The organism is Algoriphagus sanaruensis (genome assembly GCF_001593605.1).
Classification (GTDB): domain Bacteria; phylum Bacteroidota; class Bacteroidia; order Cytophagales; family Cyclobacteriaceae; genus Algoriphagus; species Algoriphagus sanaruensis.
The window spans coordinates 2,324,178-2,346,049 of sequence record NZ_CP012836.1 but is presented as its reverse complement, the minus strand read 5'-3'; the positions used below and the strand labels follow the sequence as shown (position 1 = coordinate 2,346,049).

General features: G+C 40.2%; 13 protein-coding genes. 4 read left to right on the top strand and 9 right to left on the bottom strand.

Going from position 1 to position 21,872, the window contains the following annotated elements:
* Positions 1–332: 332 nt before the first annotated feature.
* From AO498_RS10225 to AO498_RS10205, 5 genes are all read right to left on the bottom strand, one after another.
* Complete coding sequence (locus tag AO498_RS10225; protein WP_236778589.1) at positions 333–725, bottom strand: energy transducer TonB; 393 nt, start codon at positions 723–725, stop codon at positions 333–335.
* A gap of 78 nt (positions 726–803) precedes the next feature.
* Positions 804–1,967: a M56 family metallopeptidase gene (locus tag AO498_RS17435; protein ID WP_236778588.1), complete on the bottom strand. Its 1,164-nt coding sequence runs from the start codon at positions 1,965–1,967 to the stop codon at positions 804–806.
* A gap of 116 nt (positions 1,968–2,083) precedes the next feature.
* Positions 2,084–2,455, bottom strand: coding sequence for a BlaI/MecI/CopY family transcriptional regulator (locus AO498_RS10215; protein WP_067546932.1), 372 nt, complete (start codon positions 2,453–2,455; stop codon positions 2,084–2,086).
* Between the two features lie 127 nt (positions 2,456–2,582).
* Positions 2,583–3,431, bottom strand: coding sequence for a DUF4249 family protein (locus AO498_RS10210; RefSeq protein ID WP_067550411.1), 849 nt, complete (start codon positions 3,429–3,431; stop codon positions 2,583–2,585).
* 29 nt (positions 3,432–3,460) lie between these two features.
* On the bottom strand, positions 3,461–5,845 hold the full coding sequence (locus AO498_RS10205; RefSeq protein ID WP_192842553.1) for a TonB-dependent receptor: 2,385 nt from the start codon (positions 5,843–5,845) through the stop codon (positions 3,461–3,463).
* Positions 5,846–5,988: 143 nt separating this feature from the next.
* Here AO498_RS10205 and AO498_RS10200 point away from each other — a divergent pair, with 143 nt between their 5' ends.
* The 4 genes from AO498_RS10200 to AO498_RS10185 are packed head-to-tail and all read left to right on the top strand — an operon-like array spanning position 5,989 to position 9,410.
* Positions 5,989–6,954: a vWA domain-containing protein gene (locus AO498_RS10200; protein ID WP_067546929.1), complete on the top strand. Its 966-nt coding sequence runs from the start codon at positions 5,989–5,991 to the stop codon at positions 6,952–6,954.
* A gap of 6 nt (positions 6,955–6,960) precedes the next feature.
* Positions 6,961–7,599 (top strand): tetratricopeptide repeat protein, encoded by a 639-nt coding sequence (locus AO498_RS10195; RefSeq protein WP_067546926.1) that lies wholly within the window; start codon positions 6,961–6,963, stop codon positions 7,597–7,599.
* Complete coding sequence (locus AO498_RS10190) at positions 7,589–8,197, top strand: hypothetical protein (RefSeq protein WP_067546923.1); 609 nt, start codon at positions 7,589–7,591, stop codon at positions 8,195–8,197. Before AO498_RS10195 ends, AO498_RS10190 begins: the two co-directional genes overlap by 11 nt.
* A 31-nt stretch (positions 8,198–8,228) precedes the next feature.
* Entirely contained in the window at positions 8,229–9,410 is a 1,182-nt protein-coding gene (locus tag AO498_RS10185; protein ID WP_067546920.1) for an acetyl-CoA C-acyltransferase, read from the top strand.
* Positions 9,411–9,477: 67 nt separating this feature from the next.
* On the opposite strand, the gene AO498_RS10180 is transcribed toward AO498_RS10185, so the two are convergent.
* From AO498_RS10180 to AO498_RS17085, 4 genes are all read right to left on the bottom strand, one after another.
* The gene (locus AO498_RS10180; RefSeq protein WP_067546918.1) at positions 9,478–9,918 is read right to left on the bottom strand and encodes a hypothetical protein; all 441 of its coding nucleotides are present in this window, start codon (positions 9,916–9,918) and stop codon (positions 9,478–9,480) included.
* Between the two features lie 323 nt (positions 9,919–10,241).
* A complete protein-coding gene (locus AO498_RS10175) occupies positions 10,242–12,224 on the bottom strand; it encodes an OmpA family protein (protein ID WP_157883974.1) in 1,983 nt (660 codons plus the stop codon).
* Positions 12,224–13,198 carry a PorP/SprF family type IX secretion system membrane protein gene (locus AO498_RS10170; protein ID WP_067546912.1) on the bottom strand — a complete coding sequence of 325 codons (975 nt, stop codon included), beginning with the start codon at positions 13,196–13,198 and terminating at the stop codon, positions 12,224–12,226. The genes AO498_RS10175 and AO498_RS10170 overlap by 1 nt, the downstream gene beginning before the upstream one ends.
* Before the next feature lie 52 nt (positions 13,199–13,250).
* On the bottom strand, positions 13,251–21,482 hold the full coding sequence (locus AO498_RS17085; RefSeq protein WP_067546909.1) for a DUF7507 domain-containing protein: 8,232 nt from the start codon (positions 21,480–21,482) through the stop codon (positions 13,251–13,253).
* Positions 21,483–21,872: the final 390 nt, after the last annotated feature.

Here is a 21,872-nt window from a genome sequence, read left to right as displayed (position 1 = left end):
TATCAAAAAATCCTTAACCAATTGTTTACCAAGAAAAAGCCTAATCAAGCTATTTAACCAAATCAATTTATTCCTATTTTTTATTAATATAATAATACAATTGAAAAAAATAATAATTTTAGAATTGTTTTTCTTTTGAATATTTTCATTAGATTTGTCTCGGGTGATAAACAACTTTTACTTCTCCTTTTTAAAAGACTGAATTTTTACACGGAAGGACTGTTTGGTACTTTTTCTTCCTTCCTTCTTTTTGGACAATCTGCTAAAAAATAAGCCTTCCCATTTTGGAAAGGCTTTTTTATTTGATTATCAAACATTTAAAATCAAAAATCCTACAATTTAAATCTAACAGGGAGTCTCATTCGAGCGGAAACATTTTTCCCGTCTTTTTTAGCTGGAACCCATAAATCTGAATTTTCCAAGATCCGAACTGCTTCTTCATCACAGCCCCCTCCTATTCCTCTTAAAACTTCCACAGATTCCACTTTACCATCTTCTTTGACAATAAAAGTTAGGACCACAGTCCCTTCTATTTTATCCTCTTTTGCCTTGGTAGGATATTTCAAATTATCCATTACATATTTAATAAATCCTTCCATTCCACCAGGAGGTGTGGGCATTTCGTCAACTTCTGACAAGACGACTTCTTGGGAATAGCTCTTTCCGGAAACCAAAAACACCATTCCCATAACTAGAGCAAGTATTACTCCTTTTTTAATTGTCATAATCTTCATTATTTCTTTTAATTAATTTCTGTAATAAACAAACAACCAGAAGTTTAAGCTAGAACTTCGGTTAATCTATCAAAGCTTGAATCGAATTGGTAATCTCATTCTTGTCTTTACCACTCTACCTCGCTGTTTACCCGGTTCCCAATTTGGGGATGCTGAAACTACACGAACAGCTTCCTCATCAGCTCCGCCACCAATTCCTCGAAGTACCTCAACATCATGAACAGAACCATCTTCATAGATCACAAAAACAAGAATAACAGTCCCTTCTACACCAAGTCTTCGTGCCCTTTCTGGATAAACCAAATTTTCATTTAAGTAAGAATTCCAACTTTCCATGGTACCCCCAGGAGGCTTGGGTTGATTTTCCACAATATCAAATACTTCATCTGAAACGGGCTGGGCTTTAAACGGGGGTTGAGGAGGTGGTAATTCATTCAATTGAACTCCTTCCTCTCGAATCACTTGCTGAACCTGAGATGAGAAGCTTTCATCAAGGTCATGCTCACAAGAGAAAAAAAGTAATAAAACCGATATAACCGGAACTCCAACCAAAAACCTCCATTTAAATTTTGGATTCGAATGGCCTTTTGCAAGCATCATGATTCGTTTTTTGGTTTGAGACCCTTCAAAACCGGATGCCATTTGACTTTCTGTTCCAATTTTCAGAATCTCAAGTAAAAGACTCGCATATCCTTTTACTGAAAATTTTCTTGTTACACCTTGATCTGCCTGATATTCATGAACTTCTCTAAGATAATTTTCAAAAAGATATATCAATGGGTTAAACCAAAAGATGCCTTTCGCAATATTCATAAAAACTAAATCCCAGCTATGTTTGAGCTTGACATGCATTTTCTCATGCAATAACACTTGATCGAAAAGCGGATCATTCTCCAAAAAATCTGGCAACAGGATGTATGAGAAAAATGACGAAGGCCTTGAGGAAGGATGAATGATAAGTTTGAATTCTTCTTGATAAATTTTTCGGCCTTTCTTGATCAGACCATAGATGGCTATCCATTCCTTGAAATATCGGATAAATACGACGAGTACTCCTGTTAAATATCCAATCAAAATCAAGTTCGAAATCGAAAAATAATCCTGAATCCCTGAGTCTATCGATCCACCACCTGTAACAAATTCTGGGAGTGAATATTCAACCAAATTAGGAATGGAAAAAAAGGTCGGGAAAGGAATTAATGGAAGGCTAGCTGAAAAAAAAACTGATAACAATAAGTAAAATCTACTCCATGAAAAAAAGGTAAGCTTGCTTAACAGTAATCGATATACTGCTAAGCAAACACCCAAGGCAATTGAAAACTCAAAAATATAGATTAAAGCTCCTACCATTATTTCGAAGAATCATCCATTTGATTAATCAATTGCTTCATTTCCTTAATTTCCTTTTCGGAGATCTTCTTTTCCTTGACCATAAATGAGAGAAAATTTCCTACCGAGCCTCCAAAGAAATTTCCAACCAATCGATTGATACTTTTCTTACTGTATTCCTCTCGAGAGATGACAGGCTTATAAATATTTACTGTGCCATACATTCGGTGACTCAAGTATCCCTTTCTTTCAATATTTCGAATAGTCGATGCCAGCGTAGTGTATGGAGGTTTTGGGTCTTCCAATTGGTCTAAAATATCTCGAATCAAAAGCTCGCCTTGATTCCAGAAAATCGACATAATTTGTTCTTCGTGATGATTTAATTCTTCCATAATATGATTGGTGATAAGTTTTAATTACGAAAAAATAGTAATCCTAAATGATTTGAACAAACCATATCAAATTTTTCTTTTATAAAATCATTTGAAAACGATACACCTAAACAATCTATCAGATACTCTAGTCGTATTTTTCTTGAATCACTAAAGTCCTAACCAAAACGGGAGTGACCGCAAAATAACCAAGCACTTCTCCGCCTCCTTTGGACACTTGAATATTACTTGTAGGATTTTGTGGTGGGGGACTAAATAACCCTCCATCATTGAATAGAAGGTTAACCAACTGATTGAGGTAATCAAATGCATCTTGATTGAGGCGAAAAAGTTCAAGACGCACCCGATCGTTTTCTTTAAATCCATACCCCAATTCCAATCCTTGCTCAAAAAATCTCAATCCAAATGTATCGTCAAATAGCAGGTAATCTTCCCGCTGATTTTTAAGGGTATCATTCTCAATCACCCGAATCCTATAATTATTGTTTTCTACAAATGGAATTTTCCCATAAACCTTCACATAATATCCAGCATCCCGAAAGGGTCTCTCTTCTTCAAATTTCCAAGTTAAACTATCCAGAATAGGTGGTGCTAGCAGTTCGCCTTGAGCAATATATTCTTGATCTTTCCAATTGATCTTCAGGGCATAAGACTCACCGATTTTACCTGTTCGATTTGGATTTACAGGTTTGTAGGATTTGGTGCCATTAACATAAATGAATGGAAAGGACTGACCTGTTGAAAGGGAGACTATTTCGATGGACGCATCAGTGATTGGAACAAACCCTGTCGTGTCATAGTAATCTTGCGAAAACCCAAACTTCACTTCATTGTATGGTCCCTGATCGGTCCAATACCCTTCCACAATGGGCACAGGAGCATCTTTTTCTCCTAATGGCAAAGTCACTTCTTCTTGACAACCAAAAAGAAGAATTGCAACTAGCGTAAGAACCGAATAATTGATGCTCAATTTCATCTTCTTGAAATTTATCGAAGGATTCTTCATTAAAACTGGAAGTTGTAGGTGATAGAAGGAAGGAACGAAAACAAATAGGTCATTACCACTCCTGGTCTTGTGCTAAACACTTCCCCGTCAGGATTTTCAAATCGAATATCATTATTGGTTATGGTCCTAAACTCGTAAGAAAATGGATTTTTCCTACCGTAAAGATTGTACACGCTAAAATTCCAGCTCCCCTTCCATTTTCTTCCCTTATCTGGATTTCTCCAAGTGAGAGATGCATCCATCCTATGATAATCTGGAAAACGATCTTCATTTCTAAAATCAGAATATAGTGGCACAGTTTGATTATCTAAACGATAAGTACCAACTGGAAATGAAACTGCAAGACCTGAGGTATAGACGAAAGTAATCCCCATGGACCATGCAGAGGAAAATTCATGGTTTACCACTAACGTAATGTCATGAGGCCGATCAAATCGTGGATTGTAAGCTTGCCCCAAACTCACTCCTTCTATTTTTCTCCAAGCTCTTGACCAAGTGTAAGCGATCCATCCTGTGGTTTTTCCCGAATTTTTTCGAAGTAAAGATTCAATTCCATAAGACCAGCCATCTCCAGAAAGGAGCTCCGTCTCAACTTGATCCGTGAATAAGACTTGGGCTCCATTTCGAAGATCAATCACGTGATTTAGATCTTTGTAATAACCTTCAAGAGAAAGCTCCCAACGATCTTGATCAAAATTATGGAACAGGCCTAAGGAAATCTGGTCGCTTCGTATTGGGCGAATGTATCGATCAGCAAGAACCCATCGGTCGATGGGTAATCCTGCAGAACTATTGGTTGCAATTTGTAGATATTGAAAATTCCGATTGAAGGCAGTTTTGATTGAAAACTGCTCATTAATCAAATATCGGAATGCAATTCGAGGCTCGAGCCCCTGGTAAAATTGCATGGATTCCAAGGCCTTATATCCAATTGAATCCAATTTTTCATTTCGATTTGGGATCTCATTTGGGTAAGTGTATTCCGTACCGGGACCTATTTGCTGATAAAGCCCCCATCGTACTCCAGCTTCCGTACTCAACTTAGGAGAAATGTCTTTATTCAATCCCAAAAACAAGGCATTCAAAACTCCATTTTTGGGAGATGTCTTGATGGATTGAATCGCACTATTTGGAGCTGGGGAAAGATCCACTGGCGAAAAATGGTACCAACTACTTTGGATTCCCCCTTGAAGTTGAAGGTTGTTGCTCCATTTTTGAGTCCAAATAGCTTTAAGTCCTGTCTCTCCCAAACTGTTACTCCAATCAAATCCATTTTCCGGATCATTAAATTCCACACGATAGGTATATCTCGAATGGTAGGCTTGTAAATCGAAGAATGAATTTTCAGACTTTACTCGATTCCAATTAACTGCATTTACCCAGTTAGACCAACCCAACCCAAACTGATTTTCCAATCCCAAAAAATCACTTCCTTGGTAGGAGCTAATGGTCAATTTGTCTTTCTCTCCTAATCGAAAAGAAAACTTTCCACTTAAATCATAAAAATTAAGTCGATTATCTTTCAAGCTTTCATCGGATGAAAGTTTCAAGAATAGATCAGCATAGGTTCTTCTTCCACTTATTATGAAATTGGAACCATTCTCTCCAATAGGACCATCAATCGTAAGCCTTGAAGAAATCGTCCCTATTCCTCCCTCTGCTCTAAGTTTATTCAAATTGCCTTCCTTCAAAAAAACATCCACCAACGAAGAGGCCCTTCCTCCAAAACTCGCTGGCATATTTCCTTTGTATAAATCGACTTTGTTTAAAGCATCTGGATTAAATACCGAGAAAATTCCGAAGAAATGAGATGGATTGAAAACCGGAGCTCCGTCAAGTTGAACCAGATTTTGATCGGCTGAACTACCTCTCACAAATAAACCTGTAGTCCCCTCTCCCGCTGTTTGAACCCCTGGAAGTAACTGCAAACTTCTCAGCAAATCTACTTCACCAAAAAGCGCCGGAATATTCTTGATGGTTTCCAAGGGAACAGAAGACTTTCCCATCTCAAGGCTTCTCACCTGCTCATCTGCCCTTCTTTCCCGAATGATAATCTCTTCTAAGGATAAATCTTCTGGCTTTAGAAAAAACCGGATCGATTTGGATAAATCATTCGCCTGGATCGACCGAACCGAGGACTCATATCCAATAAATGAAATCACCAATCGAGCTGGAAGCCCATCCACCTTTAAAGAAAATTTCCCATTGAGGTCAGAAACGACTCCTTTTTCTACTGCCCCTTCAAGGTAAATCGAGGCTCCGATCAAAGGTTGGCCGGTATTCGAATCAATCACTTCACCCTGAATTACCAATTGACTTTGGGAAAACAAGCCATGCGTTAAAAAAAAGAAAGAAATTAAAGTGAGTATCCGAATTGACGGCATATAGATCTAGAAGAGGTGGGATTTTAGAGTCCGAACGAATCAGGCGAATTAATGTTTGTTAATTCATTTAAATGTATCCCCTAATCCGATGCACTTATCCCAATTCAGCTTTCAAATTTAGCTTTTCTTCCTAATTTCAAGCCATGATTTGGGCCTATCCAGACTTCAGACTAAGCTTACTTTTGGCGGGATTATTTATTCTGCTTTACATACTCTACATCTCCAGATTTTGGTTGATCAATCGTCGACTGAAAGTGGAAAAGCAGCGATTGTTTACCAAGCTTATTATTAGGACCTTATACTTCATTCTCTTTCTTATTGCGTTTGCAGGTCCATCGATTGGAAACTCATTTAAAGAAGTCAAAGAAGAAGGAAAAGACATTTTTATCGCAGTCGATCTGTCACAATCGATGATTTCAACAGACGTTGGCCCCAATCGACTACGAAGAATTCAATTTGAGCTGAAAGAATTACTCAAGTCATTTCCAACGGATCGAATAGGATTGATCATTTTCTCGACAGAAGCTTTCCTTCAACTTCCACTTACCTATGATCAATCGGTCGCCAACCTTTATATCGATGGATTAAACATTGGTTTGGTTCCTAATATGGGAACTGATCTCAATGCACCTTTACGAATGGCTTTGGAAAGATTTCAAAATGATCAATCCCAAGAGGAAAAATCAAAAGCTGTTATTCTTATTTCAGATGGAGAACATTTCGGCGATGATCTCGAAGATATTTCCTCTGAATTGTATGAAAATGGAATCAAAGTATTCACGTTGGGAATAGGCACGACACAAGGTGGACAAATTCCAAGAGGAAATGGAGTAGTCATCGATCCACAGACAGGACAACCCGCGATTTCAAAACTTGATCCCGAATCACTCCAGCTAGTAGCCATAGAGACAGGCGGTAAATACTTCGAAATCTCAGATCAAGTCCAAGAAATGGGTTCACTTATTTCTTCACTGGAAAGTTTAGAAGGCGGAACCAGCAATACTCGAGTAGTAGAGGCTAGCTCCAATAAATACTTCTATTTCCTTCTTGCAGCTCTCGCCTTGGCGCTTCTAGATATGATTTTACCCATCAAAACCATCAAACTCTAAGTCGCTATGGGAAAATGGACAATTGCCATACTACTTATTTTGCCAGCTTCTTGGACTAAGACAACGAGACTTAATCGAGCTATCGAAGTAGCAGAAAAAAGTTACGCTGAAGCAAGATATGAGGATGCTGCCAAGGATCATTTGGTTTTAGTCAACGAATTTGAACAAAACTCTCCAGCATTAAGCTTCAATCTGGGATTGAGTCATCAATTTGCAACAAAACCCGATGAAGCATCTACTTGGTATGACCAAGCTAGCCAAAGTCTTGATAAGCCATTGGCCTCCATGGCTTATAATCAAGGCGGAGTAATTTTAGGTGACAAAAAAGAATATCAGGCTGCCTTAAGTAAATTTCAATCCGCTTTAATCCAAGATCCAACCAACGATGTCGCAAGATATAATTATGAATTGTTGGCCAGATGGCTCAAACGAGACGAAGAAAGAAAACAACAGGAGCAGAATAAACCTGAACCATCGGAATTTGCCAAACGGAAAAAAGCAGAAGCAGACCGTTTAGTTGAACAATTCCGCTTTAAAGATGCGTTAGACCTATTAGAAGACGCCTTGAAGCAAGACAGTACAGTGGCTGCTTATGAGGATTTTATGAGTTCCTTAAAAGACGTTGTAGAAATCAATGAAAAGTAAATTATTCTTCCTTTTATTTCTTCTAGCCTTGGGAGTTCAAATTTCTTCCCATGCTCAAACATCCGCCGATTTTTTTAATCGGGCTGCAAGGTCGTATGTGAAAACTCAAACCGAAGATGCGCTCAAAACAGTAAATGATGGCTTATCCAAATACCCAAATGACTCAAAACTAAAAGCATTGAAGGAAAAGCTGGAAAAAGAGCAAGAAGATCAACAGCAACAAAACCAGCAGGATCAGCAACAGCAAAATCAACAAAATCAAAGTCAAGATTCCGAAGGCGAAAAAGGAGAGTCCGAACAACAACAAAAAGACGGTCAACAAACCCAAGACGATAAAGCAAAAGAAGGTCAAGAAGGTCAAAATCCTCAAGAAAAAAGTGAGGATGCGGGAGAAAATGCCAATGATCAAATGGATGCAAATCTTGCCGATCGCCAAAAGAAGTTGGAAGAAATGCGAGAAAAACTCAAGGCTATGAATATCACGCCAGAGCAAGCCCAACAGATTTTGGAATCACTCAATTCAGCCGAACTGAGATACATTCAACAGAATAAAAAGAAGCCAACCCAACGTCCAAAACGAGGACTTCCGGATTGGTAAGAAGTATTCAGAAATTCAAACCCAAATTAACATGAGCAAAGAAGTTTATATCGTATCTGCCGTTCGGACTCCAATCGGGAGTTTTGGTGGAAAACTGTCCGGATTGACTGCCATCGAATTAGGTTCTGTAGCCATCAAAGGTGCACTCCAAAAGTCTGGAGTAGATGCAAACCATATTCAAGAGGTATTTATGGGGAATGTTATTTCCGCCAACTTGGGTCAAGCCCCCGCACGCCAGGCAGCCATGGGTGCTGGAATTGGATATCAAGTTCCTTGTACTACCATCAATAAAGTTTGCGCTTCAGGCATGAAGGCGGTGATGCTTGCCGCACAGTCCATTATGCTTGGAATCAACGATGCGGTGGTAGCTGGAGGAATGGAAAGTATGTCAAATGTTCCTTTTTATATCCCAAAAGCCCGATTTGGATACAAATATGGAAATGCCGAGTTGATCGACGGATTGGTAAAAGATGGACTTTTTGAGGTGTACTACAAATTCCCAATGGGTAATTGTGCGGAAAACACTGCTAAGGAAATGAATATTTCGCGTGAGGAGCAAGACGAATACGCCATACAATCTTACAAGCGATCAGCTGCTGCTTGGGAAGCAGGAATGTTTAAAGACGAGATTGTTCCTGTAGAAATGACTGGAAGAAAAGGTGAGGTTATTTTGATGGAAGAAGATGAGGAATTTAAAAATGTCATGTTTGACAAAATCCCTTCACTTAAACCTGTTTTCGATAAAAATGGAACCGTAAGCGCAGCAAATGCCTCAACCATGAATGACGGTGCTTCTGCTTTGGTATTGGTGAGTAAAGAAAAAGCAGATGAACTCGGACTCAAGCCAATAGCTAAAATCCGAGGCTTTGCTGATGCTGCTACCGATCCACTTTGGTTTACCACAGCTCCTGCCTTAGCAATTCCTAAGGCATTAAAACATGCCGGAGTCTCCTCTGATGAGGTCTCTTATTATGAAATCAATGAAGCCTTTGCTGCAGTCGCTATTGCCAATCAACGAGAATTGAATTTGGACAATGATCGGTTAAATGTCTTCGGAGGAGCAGTTTCCCTTGGACACCCACTGGGTGCTTCAGGAGCAAGAATTATCACCACCCTTAATTCGGTTCTTCATAAAAAATCAGGAGATATCGGAGTAGCAGGTATCTGTAATGGTGGTGGCGGTGCCTCGGCTATTGTGATCGAAAAAATGTAATCTTTCGATTTTCGAATTTGAAAAGTCAGCCTTGATTTTGTCAAGCGCTGACTTTTTTTTAGCTAAATCAGAACTCCTGATTTTTAACCAGGGCAGCGAGGTATTTTTGCTGGAGTTCTTCATTTGAGGTCATCCATGCTATGCAAGATTTTTTATCCTCAAACATCTCCACCTCCAAACCGATACCTTTTGCCAATTCCAAAAATAGCTTGACCAAAAATTTTTGATTCAAGCTTGAAATGATAATCCCAACTCGTTTTTTGATCTTTAGGCCAGCTCTTTGTTTCCGTATTCTTTCGATAAAAGTGAGCACCTCGATCCGATACGCGATTGCCGTACAATTTGAAAAATCATAAATCATCGGAAATCCTGGATCGAACTCTTCCATTTGATAAACTTCATCCAGCAAATCAAACATATCAGTAGCTGTGACCTTGCCCCTGAAGCTTGCAATTATAAACTGATCCGATGTGTTGATTGATAGCTGATACTTTTTTTCTGGCTCCACGATTTCTTGTCAATCCACTAATAATTATCAAAGGTAGGGAATATTGATTGACAAGGGGGAATCAGGTCATTTACAAATGACTCTCATTCGTTTCAAAACTAAATGGCAATTAAAAAAACTATCAGCTGAAAATCACTTCCCCTGAAGGTAGATCATAAGAATAAAAACAATCCAAGTAATGAGTTGTCCGATGACACGTCGGGTAGGAACCGACAGGCTTTGTTTTGGGCTTATTCGTTGAAGGTTCATGGGTTATTTGGGTTATTTGGGTAAAGGAGTCCGGAATGAACATCACTCCGGACTTCTATTTTTTGGGGTATTGATTATTCTTTGGTAAACCAACTCTTCGCCGACTCTATGGTCTTGAAGTCAGCTCCAGTTGATCCTGATGGTAAATCATAGTGCTTTGATCTGTCTGGAAATGCGATCAATTTCAACTCACTTCGTCTGTTCAACTGATGAGCTGGAGCTGGACATGGAACGCCATCTCCACAGTCATTTACCAATCTGTTTTCACTAAACCAAGCCGAGCTCACCCGATCTGCACTTATTCCGTGCTCTTCCAAGTATTTGGTTACAACTTTGGCTCTTCGTTCACTCAATCTTTGATTGTACTTATCAGATGCTCTTGAATCAGTATGCGATTCAATTACTAGGTTCAATTCTGGATGTTTGCTCATGTAATTCTTAATCTCATCCAGTTTCTCTTTACTCAATTCTCTCAAGAAATCTTTATCGAAATCATAGTAAATAATCGCTTGATACACTTCCAATTCATATGGGATTGGAACCATCACCAAGGTTACTTCCTCTTGATTTTTGGCTAATGTGACCGTCTCATTTTTGGTGAAATAACCTGGTCTATCCGCTGTAAACGTATAGGCATTTCCTTTACGAGTCAGATTAAGTATTTCTTCCTCGGAAACTTTTGTGATGTTAGTTTCTTTTCCATCCCCGGTTAATTGAAGGTTTGTTCCCTCCTTCAAGGAATTCCCTTCCAAATCAATAACCGTAATTTTCAAATTTCGATCAGACCAGGTAACAGCATACAGGTCATCAAAACCCAAACCTCCTACTCGATCAGATGAAAGATATCCTTTGTTTTCTTCTGGCACAGAGAAACCGAAATCATCTCCTACCGAATTGATCGGTTGGCCCATGTTTACTGGTGTTTCAAAATCTTCCCCTTTAATTTTTGCGAGGTAAACATCCAATCCTCCAAAGCCTCCTTTTCGATCGGAAGCAAAAATTAAATTATCACCAACTCGTACCGCGTCACGCTCATTAGATTTGGAATTGATAGTTGGACCAAGGTTTACCGGTTCTGAAACATTCATTTCAGAATCTAAAGTGACGTAATACAAATCGTATCCTCCTTGACCACCAGAAATATTGGAAGCGAAATATAACCTTCCTTGTTGCTCATCAATTCTAGGACTGATCACTCCGTAGGCATTTGTTTGGTTAAAAGAAAATGGTTTTACATCCGTCACCTCGTTTGCCTGTGCATTATAAGTTCCATAAAACAAGCCTGGATAAATTACCTCATCACGGCTTTTTAACTTATTTGGAGTAGCTGTGAAAATCAGTTTTCCATTAGATAGCAATTGGGGATCTGAAAGATGATAAAGCTCAAAGCCAGCGACTGAAACAGACTTCACCTCTCCATTTTCATCTTGTCGATAGATTCCATAGTACTTTCGACCATCTGACTTGAAATAGTTTCGGTTGAACTTGCTTCCCTTCACATCAAATCGAAGTCCTGATTTGGTAGCTTGAACCCCATCTCCTCGATTACTGGCAAAAAAACGAGAACCATTAGTCAACGAAATGCTATAATCTGAGGCGTTAGTATTCAGCTCATCCATGGCCTGCAGGCTGTAGATTCTAAATGGAGAGGACTCGATGTACCCCGATTTTGAAAACTCTTCAAAATCTTCCAACGTATATCCCGAGCCTTGCAAATCTTGAGCGGCATCATACTCCTTAACAGAGCGGAAACCTGAACGAATCAAGGACTCATAATCTTCTTTGGAAGCCCCTTCAAATTCAACGGTCTTTTTCCACCACTCATACGATTCAGCGTAGGAATACATTTCATCCAGAGACAAGGCTGTTTTCTTGGCAACCAAATAGTCAGGACTAGTCTCAAACAGCTTTGCATATTCGCTTGCTGCTAGTTGGAAATTTGCCAATTCAAACTGCTTGTCTGCATATTGAAGGCGATTTTGCTGTCCCAGGGAATTTTCCGACAAGGCCCCTAGGAGGACTAATGCTAGTAGGGTAATTTTTATTGTTCTCATCATTAAAACCATCTAGGATTTTTCATTACAGTTTTCTTAGCTCTCAGATAATACCCCAGAGAAATCTCATGAGAATTATTTCGGTAGCTATTCAACACATTCAAGTTGTGGTCATAAGCATAGCCAAAGCGCAAGTCTGGAGTTGCAAAAATCTCCACAACTGCCGCTACGGCATTTCTGCGTACCAAATCCTTTTGAAGGCTATTTTCAAACACTCGGGTATTCGAACGATAGGAACCACCGATCCAAACCTTTTCTCCCAATAAAAACATCGTATTGAAATCGAAATTTGTCGGGCTACCTTTTACCTGCTTCACCAATACAGAAGGCTTCACTTTCAAGGCAGTCCCTAGATCGATCAATCCTCCTAGGGTAAGGAAATAATGAAAATCGTGATAAGCCAAGGAGAAATCCTCTTGTTGAGCAGCACTTTTTCCAATCATATTGTATACGCTAAACCCTGCGTAGAAATAGTCCGAATGGAAAAACAGTCCTGAGTTAAGGTTTGGAATTGAAACACTTACTTTTCCTTCAGGAAGCAAGGGATCGTTGTCATCATTCGCTGAAAGTAAACTTGGATCGATCCCATATTTGGAATATCCCCCACTGACTCCAAGGGAAAGGAAAGATTTAGAACCTGTTCGAAGTCGATAGGCATAAGTCAATAATCCACCTGAATTCACTGTAGGACCAATTCGATCATCCACCAAAGACACACCAAAACCCATCGTGCCTTCATTGGCACTGAAGTCGGCAGTTACCGACAGGGTTTTGGGTGCTCCAGGGAAGTTGACCCACTGGCTTCGGTAAGTACTTTGAATGTAGCCTTCATTCTTGTATCCAGCATATCCTGGATTAATATGAAGACCATTGAAAATATATTGGCTGTATTGCGGATTTTGCTGACCCTTCACCCAGCCTGTAGTGGCTAGGATCAGGAGCAAAACAGCAATGGGGTTAAATTTTATATATCGCATAGTGTTTATTTTTCTGAGTTGAATGCTTCAGGTAATTAGGTGGTTACCTATTTCAATTTTCTCTGATAATTTGAATCCATCCTTTAAATACCGTCGGCTTACCGTTGATATCAACTACAGATAGGATATAGAAATAAGTACCAGCTACCATTCCTTCCGCTGTCCAATCGTTTTGGTATCCCTTCTTCTGATACACATGGTCTCCCCAACGATTGAAAATCACAATTTCATTGGAAGCAAACTTGCCTAGACCACGGATTACAAACGCGTCATTCTTACGATCACCATTTGGTGTGATCACATTTGGAATGAAGAATGGTTGAATTTGAACCGAGACAGAAGAGCTGTTATCTGAAGGATTCAATTCAGTTTCCTTAGAACTTACCGAAGCTGTGTTGATGATAGTCTCAGCATTGGATCCACTCAATGGACGAGCTTTAACTGCTAATCGGATTTCAACAACTTCTCCAGTGGCTAAACCAGCAAGCTTCATGGTGACTTTCTGACCAGAAACTGTTGTGTTTAATTGTAAAGATCCACCTGAAATCAAGGAAGAAGACTTGTATTCCAATCCTGATGGAAGATCATCAATCACCACGATTTCTGTGGCGTCTGTATCTCCCACATTAGCTACAGTCAGGATGTAAGAGAATTCATCTCCTTCCCAAATTGAAGTTTCATCAACACGCTTATCGATCGCCAAATCGACACCATGGAATACTTCCACAATCACGAAGGCATCCGAACAGTTGGTTGGATCGACTACCTCGCAGATGTTGTAGTGGACGATATAAGTTCCTACTGGTGTACCTGCTGGTACTATTAGATTTCCTTGATCATCGATTTCAACTCCAGTCAATCCTCCATCACCCAAAATCGAAATCTTAACCTCGTTAGCAAGTACCGGTCTTTCGTTCAACAAATCGTTGGTCAATACATTTCCGGCTACTCCACCTTTGAGACCATTGATCACGTTGTCTTGGAAGTTATCATTGATCGCCTCAATAGAATTCTTAACTATCAAGAAGTAGATCGTGGCTCGGGCACAAGCTTGTGGATTTCCATTATCACATACTTGGTAAACTATCTCAACCGGGCCGATAAATCCTGGCGTTGGAGTGAAGGTATAATTACCATCCTCATCAATCTCAAATTCACCCTCCGGCAAGGACACTTTGTTTGGAGTTACTTTTTGGGTGTTTCCTTCCGAGTCCGTATCGTTATTCAATACGTTACCCGTAATCTTCTCCTTATTGCTTGTGATTGCAAAATCATCTGAGGCTAATGTCGAATTAGGAGCTTTTTCACTTAGTACAGTAACCTTCTGATCTGCTATTACGCATTTGGCCGGATCGCTTGTATCACAAACCTGATAAGTGTAAGTATCTACTCCCAAGAAGTCTGCATCCGGCGTATAGGTGATATCGCCTGTTTCAGTATCCACACTCACTGTTCCATGCTTTGGCTGGGCAACAATCGTCACTGAAGACGGATCCAGCTCAACGGTTTTGCCTCCTGGACGGTCATTGCTCAATGTCTTCAAAGTCACTGGAACTCCCTGTCTGGTCTCTGCGATATCTGTGTGTGCGATTGGTGCATTTACCGGCTCATTGATATCCAATACTGTAATAGTCAATGGTTCGATTCTGCATTCTTCTCCTTCTAGCGGAGAACATACCGGTACCAAGTACACATATACTCCGGGAACATCTGTAATGAAATCATAAGTACCGTCTGAATTCAAGGTCAACTCTGGATTACTTCCAGCCGGCTGAGAAGTAGCCTCTCCAGGATCGCCATAAGTCGTTCCTCCGGTTACTTGATCATTTGTTGAAACATTACCTTTCAAAGGAACATTTATGAGAGTTGCATTTACATCTGGCTCAGTACTAAATGACAACACTTCGATTTCTACCCGTGCTTCATCACACAACGTGATATCACCAAAGGTGAAGCACACTTTATAAGTAAAGCTGTCCTTTCCAGTGAAATTTTCATCAGGAACATAGGTGAATGATCCATCAATATTGAAGCTCAGGGTGCCAAAGCTTACATCTGAAGTCTGAGAAAACTCACTGCCATTGGAATTAGTAATATTAACCAGGACCCTAGATTTTATACCTAAATCACTGCTACTAGGATAAGTGTCATTCCCAATTACAGACGCTTCCAGAATTCTATTCTCTAGCATCAAATAGCTATCATCAATTGCAAGAGGACCAACTAAAATCGTAACTGAAGTCAATTCACATGCGGAACCGTTTTGTGATGGAAGACAAACCTGGTAGGTAAAGGTATCCACACCTGTAAATCCTTCTTCTGGCGTATAGGTAAAGGTTCCATCAGAATTGAATTCCACCTCACCATGAGCTGGCTCAGAAGTTTGGCTAAAGCTACTTCCTTCAGGATAGGTATCATTTATACTCACATTGCCTGAAACTGGAGTTTCATATGGAGTATATTCCAAATCAGGAACTGCTATTAAAGCATCTACCGTATACTGATCTTCGGCAGGATCTAAATCTCCTCCAGATGGAGTTCCTATTGCTGTTGCCTTATTGGTAAATGAACCCGTTTCTAAATCATCTGCTTGAACTACGTAGCTAGCTACATAAGTCCAGGTTTCATTGACATCCAGCTTTCCATTCACATTAGAATCTCCTGATTCATAGCTAGGTCCAGAAGTGGCTTGCGGATCAGAAACGGACACGTTAGTAATCGTGACGTTTCCTGTGTTTGCTACTACAATGGAATAATTTAGAACATCACCAACTTCATTGTAATACTTCTCAGAAGCAGTTTTAGAAAGTGTCCAAGAAGGACGCTGAACAGCATTAATTGTTTTTGATCCTTTTGCAGGATTTAAGGTTCCTACAGCTGGAGTTCCTGTGACAGTAGCTTCATTAGTAAAGCTTCCAGCATCTAAATCTGCCTGATTTACAATTGATGAAGCGAGATAAATCCAAGTTTCACCTACATCTAACTTACTGTTAGAATTTGAATCCCCACTTTCATAAACAGGACCTGATGAAGCCTTAGGATCAGTAACTACAACATTTGAAATGGTGATATTGCCGGTGTTTTGAACAGCTATGGTATAATTTATTACATCCCCAGCTGCATCAAAATCATTCTCAACCGCAGATTTAATTACAGTTAATTCTGGGGAAGGAACCGCGTTTACTGTTTGTTGATCTGTTATTTCAAGATTTCTTCCATCAGAAGATTTGCCTTTGGCAGATGCAATATTGACAAATTTACCGGCATCAATATTTTCTTGAGTTATCGCAACCGTTGCAACATAAATCCACGCTTCTCCAACATCGAGGGTATTATTATTATTTAGATCACCTCGGACATAATCTGGTCCCGAAGTCGCTTTTGGATCACTAACCTCAATTTCAGAAATAGGCAAATTACCTGTATTAACCAAGGTTAGGGTATATCTTAAAATATCTCCCGGAGATGAATACCCTGTATTATCGGTTGATTTACTAAATGCCCAAGATGCTTCTTGAGGAAGATTTGTAGTTTCTTGATCTTCTACTGGTTCAGTCACTTCATCTGAGGTAACAGACGCTGTATTGACTACCTCTCCTGCATTGATGTCATCTTGATCGATCGTGTAAGTTGCCGTGAAGTTTGTTCCACTGTTCTCGCCCACTCCCAAATCAATCGGTTCACCGTTAACAGTCACCATCGCATCGGTCACCGTTACATTGGTCAATGGAACATTACCAGTATTGGTTACCACGAACGTATAAGAAATCGTCTCTCCTACATCAGCTCGACCGTTGTCATTTTCGTCGTTGAAAACACCAGTTTTTGCCAAAGTCAAGGAGGCTTCTTGAGGAAGATTTGTAGTTTCTTCATCTTCTTCTGGTGTAGTCACTTCATCTGAAGAAGCAGACGCTGTATTAACCACTTCACCTGCATTGATATCATCCTGATCGATCGTGTAAGTGGCAGTGAAGTTTGTTCCACTGTCTTCTCCCACTGCCAAATCAATTGGTTCACCGCTTACAGTAACCATTTCATCAGTCACAGTGACATTGGTCAAAGCAATGTTTCCGGTATTGGTTACCACGAACGTATAAGAAATCGTCTCTCCTACATCAGCTCGACCGTTGTCATTTTCGTCATTGAAAACACCAGTTTTTGCCAATGTCAATGAGGCTTCTTGAGGAAGATTTGTAGTTTCTTCATCTTCTTCTGGTGTAGTCACTTCATCTGAAGAAGCAGACGCTGTATTAACCACTTCACCTGCATTGATATCATCCTGATCGATCGTGTAAGTGGCAGTGAAGTTTGTTCCACTGTCTTCTCCCACTGCCAAATCAATTGGTTCACCGCTTACAGTAACCATTTCATCAGTCACAGTGACATTGGTCAAAGCAATGTTTCCGGTATTGGTTACCACGAACGTATAAGAAATCGTCTCTCCTACATCCGCTCGACCGTTGTCATTTTCGTCGTTGAAAACACCAGTTTTTGCCAAAGTCAATGAGGCTTCTTGAGGAAGATTTGTAGTTTCTTCATCTTCAACCGGTTCAGTAACCTCATCTGATGTAACAGACGCTGTATTAACCACTTCACCTGCATTGATATCATCCTGATCGATCGTGTAAGTGGCAGTGAAGTTTGTTCCACTGTTTTCTCCCACTGCCAAATCAATTGGTTCACCGCTTACAGTAACCATTGCATCAGTCACAGTGACATTGGTCAAAGCAATGTTTCCGGTATTGGTTACCACGAACGTGTAGGAAATCGTCTCTCCTACATCAGCTCGACCGTTGTCATTCTCATCATTGAAGACACCAGTTTTAATAATACTAAGACTAGGGTTCTGGCTGATCGTCGTTGTTGCGGTATCAGTCTCAGGAGTCGTTAGCTCAGTAGTTACAACACTTGCTGTATTCACCAACGCAGTACCCGCATTAATGTCCGACTGGGTCACCGTATAGCTTGCCGTGTAAACCCACGTCTCGGTCGTCTCAAGAATATTGTTGCTGTTAACGTCTCCACTTGTTAGCGTCGCTCCGCCTGCAAATACGTCACTAACCACAACTCCGGTCAAGTCCACGTTACCCGTATTGTCAACCGTAATCGTATAGGTGATCACTTCGCCTGCTGCACTGACTGATGCCTTATCTGCATCCTTCACAATCGTCAAAGATTCACTCTGGCTGATCGTCGTTGTTGCGGTATCAGTCTCAGGAGTCGTTAGCTCAGTAGTTACAACACTTGCTGTATTCACCAACGCAGTACCTGCATTAATGTCCGACTGGGTTACCGTATAGCTTGCCGTGTAAACCCACGTCTCGGTCGTCTCAAGAATATTGTTGCTGTTAACGTCTCCACTTGTTAGCGTCGCTCCGCCTGCAAACACGTCACTAACCACAACTCCGGTCAAGTCCACGTTACCCGTATTGTCAACCGTAATCGTATAGGTGATCACTTCGCCTGCTGCACTGACTGATGCCTTATCTGCATCCTTCACAATCGTCAAAGATTCACTCTGGCTGATCGTCGTTGTTGCGGTATCAGTCTCAGGAGTCGTTAGCTCAGTAGTTACAACACTTGCTGTATTCACCAACGCAGTACCTGCATTAATGTCTGACTGAGTCACCGTATAGCTTGCCGTGTAAACCCACGTCTCGGTCGTCTCAAGAATATTGTTGCTGTTAACGTCTCCACTTGTTAGCGTCGCTCCGCCTGCAAATACGTCACTAACCACAACTCCGGTCAAGTCCACGTTACCCGTATTGTCAACCGTAATCGTATAGGTGATCACTTCGCCTGCTGCACTGACTGATGCCTTATCTGCATCCTTCACAATCGTCAAAGATTCACTCTGGCTGATCGTCGTTGTTGCGGTATCAGTCTCAGGAGTCGTTAGCTCAGTAGTTACAACACTTGCTGTATTCACCAACGCAGTACCTGCATTAATGTCCGACTGGGTTACCGTATAGCTTGCCGTGTAAACCCACGTCTCGGTCGTCTCAAGAATATTGTTGCTGTTAACGTCTCCACTTGTTAGCGTCGCTCCGCCTGCAAACACGTCACTAACCACAACTCCGGTCAAGTCCACGTTACCCGTATTGTCAACCGTAATCGTATAGGTGATCACTTCGCCTGCTGCACTGACTGATGCCTTATCTGCATCCTTCACAATCGTCAAAGATTCACTCTGGCTGATCGTCGTTGTTGCGGTATCAGTCTCAGGAGTCGTTAGCTCAGTAGTTACAACACTTGCTGTATTCACCAACGCAGTACCTGCATTAATGTCTGACTGAGTCACCGTATAGCTTGCCGTGTAAACCCACGTCTCGGTCGTCTCAAGAATATTGTTGCTGTTAACGTCTCCACTTGTTAGCGTCGCTCCGCCTGCAAACACGTCACTAACCACAACTCCGGTCAAGTCTACGTTACCCGTATTGTCAACCGTAATCGTATAGGTGATCACTTCGCCTGCTGCACTGACTGATGCCTTATCTGCATCCTTCACAATCGTCAAAGATTCACTCTGGCTGATCGTCGTTGTTGCGGTATCAGTCTCAGGAGTCGTTAGCTCAGTAGTTACAACACTTGCTGTATTCACCAACGCAGTACCTGCATTAATGTCTGACTGAGTCACCGTATAGCTTGCCGTGTAAACCCACGTCTCGGTCGTCTCAAGAATATTGTTGCTGTTAACGTCTCCACTTGTTAGCGTCGCTCCGCCTGCAAACACGTCACTAACCACAACTCCGGTCAAGTCCACGTTACCCGTATTGTCAACCGTAATCGTATAGGTGATCACTTCGCCTGCTGCACTGACTGATGCCTTATCTGCATCCTTCACAATCGAAAGGCTTGGATTTGAAGGTTCATTTGTTTCATCATCCAAGTTGGTCATGTCAATCAAAACCTGTCTTCCCTGAAACCGTGTATCTGTGGAAGTTGACGTTGCTGTCAATGTATAGTTTATGTCTCCATCCAAATCCGTGTCATCCACACCAGTTACGGTAACAATTTGTTCAGTATTCCAATTGCTGCTTGTAAAAGTCAACGAAGTCGGAGAAATACTATGTTCTGTGTTATCTAAACCTGAAAAATTAACTGTAACATTAGAAGTAGGCTGTGCACTTAATTTAATACTAAAGGTATCTGTTGTTCCAGTTTCACTAGTTTCAATAATTCCATCCCCTACTAATTCCAAATCATAAGTAGCAACATTATTAAATGTTGGACCTTGTGAAAAATCTAAAGCAAAATATGCAAGACCTCCACCTCCTGTTCCAGATCCTAGAGTAACAGTTAAAACGGAAATCTCATCAAAAGTTAACCTAACTCGGTAATTATCTCCAGTAACCGTACCAGGCAGTTGAGTAATGTTACCAGGAGTTCCAGTTGCAGAAATGGTGGTTATTGAGCCACTAACTGAAGTGGAAAGATTCGTTGAGGTACTTAGTTCAACTCCCCCAACATCATTGAACGCCGTTGATTGAACTCCACCATTTTGAGATTCATCCAAATCATAGGAGTTAACCACCACATTTCGTAAAATGATTGGCGTTCCTGTAGGATTAGTAGTTCCATTATAAGACCCACCTTCAATGAAAGAAATGGTGAAGTTGGCTGAACCTGCATTTGAAAAATTAAAATTAGGCTGTAAAAAATTTGCTGAAGTCCCCACCGAAGTGGCAGATGCACTATAAGGATTAGAGGTACTATCAAAAGCTGACATAGAATCCCCTGAAGTAATTGAATCAAATTTCACAATCGCATCCACAACTTGACTACCCACAGTAATCACATTTTGATACAACCACGTTTCTCCAGGGGTATTTGCAGACCCAGAAATCCTACTGTCACCTGTACCAACGCTAAAATCTAAGGCTGCTTTATTAATATCGACGAAGCTCGCAAAATCTTCAACCAAAGTTAGTTTTCCGTTCACTGGCTTATATGCGTAACCAGTTCCCCCATTAGAAATAAATCCTGATTTAGTCAACTTATTTGAAATCCTGATGAAATCATTCTTTGACAAATTGTTGGATTTTATTTCTTTTCTAGGAAGTCGAACTTCTCTATCAAACACATTAATATGCTTTTCAGAAGATAGAGATTCGAGGTTTAAATTAACCCCATCACTTTTTGGTGTCTTCCCCAAATAATTTAAATCCAAGGCAATCAAATTGCTATGGATAAAGAATGCAACTAGAAATAACGCAACCCCAAAGATTTTGAAGTCTTGTAATTTCTCCTTTCGCATCATGATTTTGAGTACTTGTTTAATCATTAGTTATTAAATTGATTTTCATTCTCATGTGAAACCTTTAAAGGCCTCCTGTAATTTTTCCAAACAATGGCATTTGATTGGATTTGACTTATAAAGGTAGATCGGCATATAGCATGTGCCTATTCAAATTCCTGATATAGAATCCTAAAAAATCAAATTGAATAATTTCAAGCTTTTTTAAATTTTAAGAGAACCCGGATTTTTAGACTTTCAAAAGCTATTTTGCAAAATGAAAAACTATTAAATGATTGATTTTCAATTTTTTAAAAATATTAGTTCTTGAATCAGAAATAAAAAAATAGAAAAGCAAAAATTGGATTTAACCAAAGAATTAAAAAAAGTAAAATCCCATAATTTCACTTTTTAGGAATTTAAAAAGAAATAAAAACT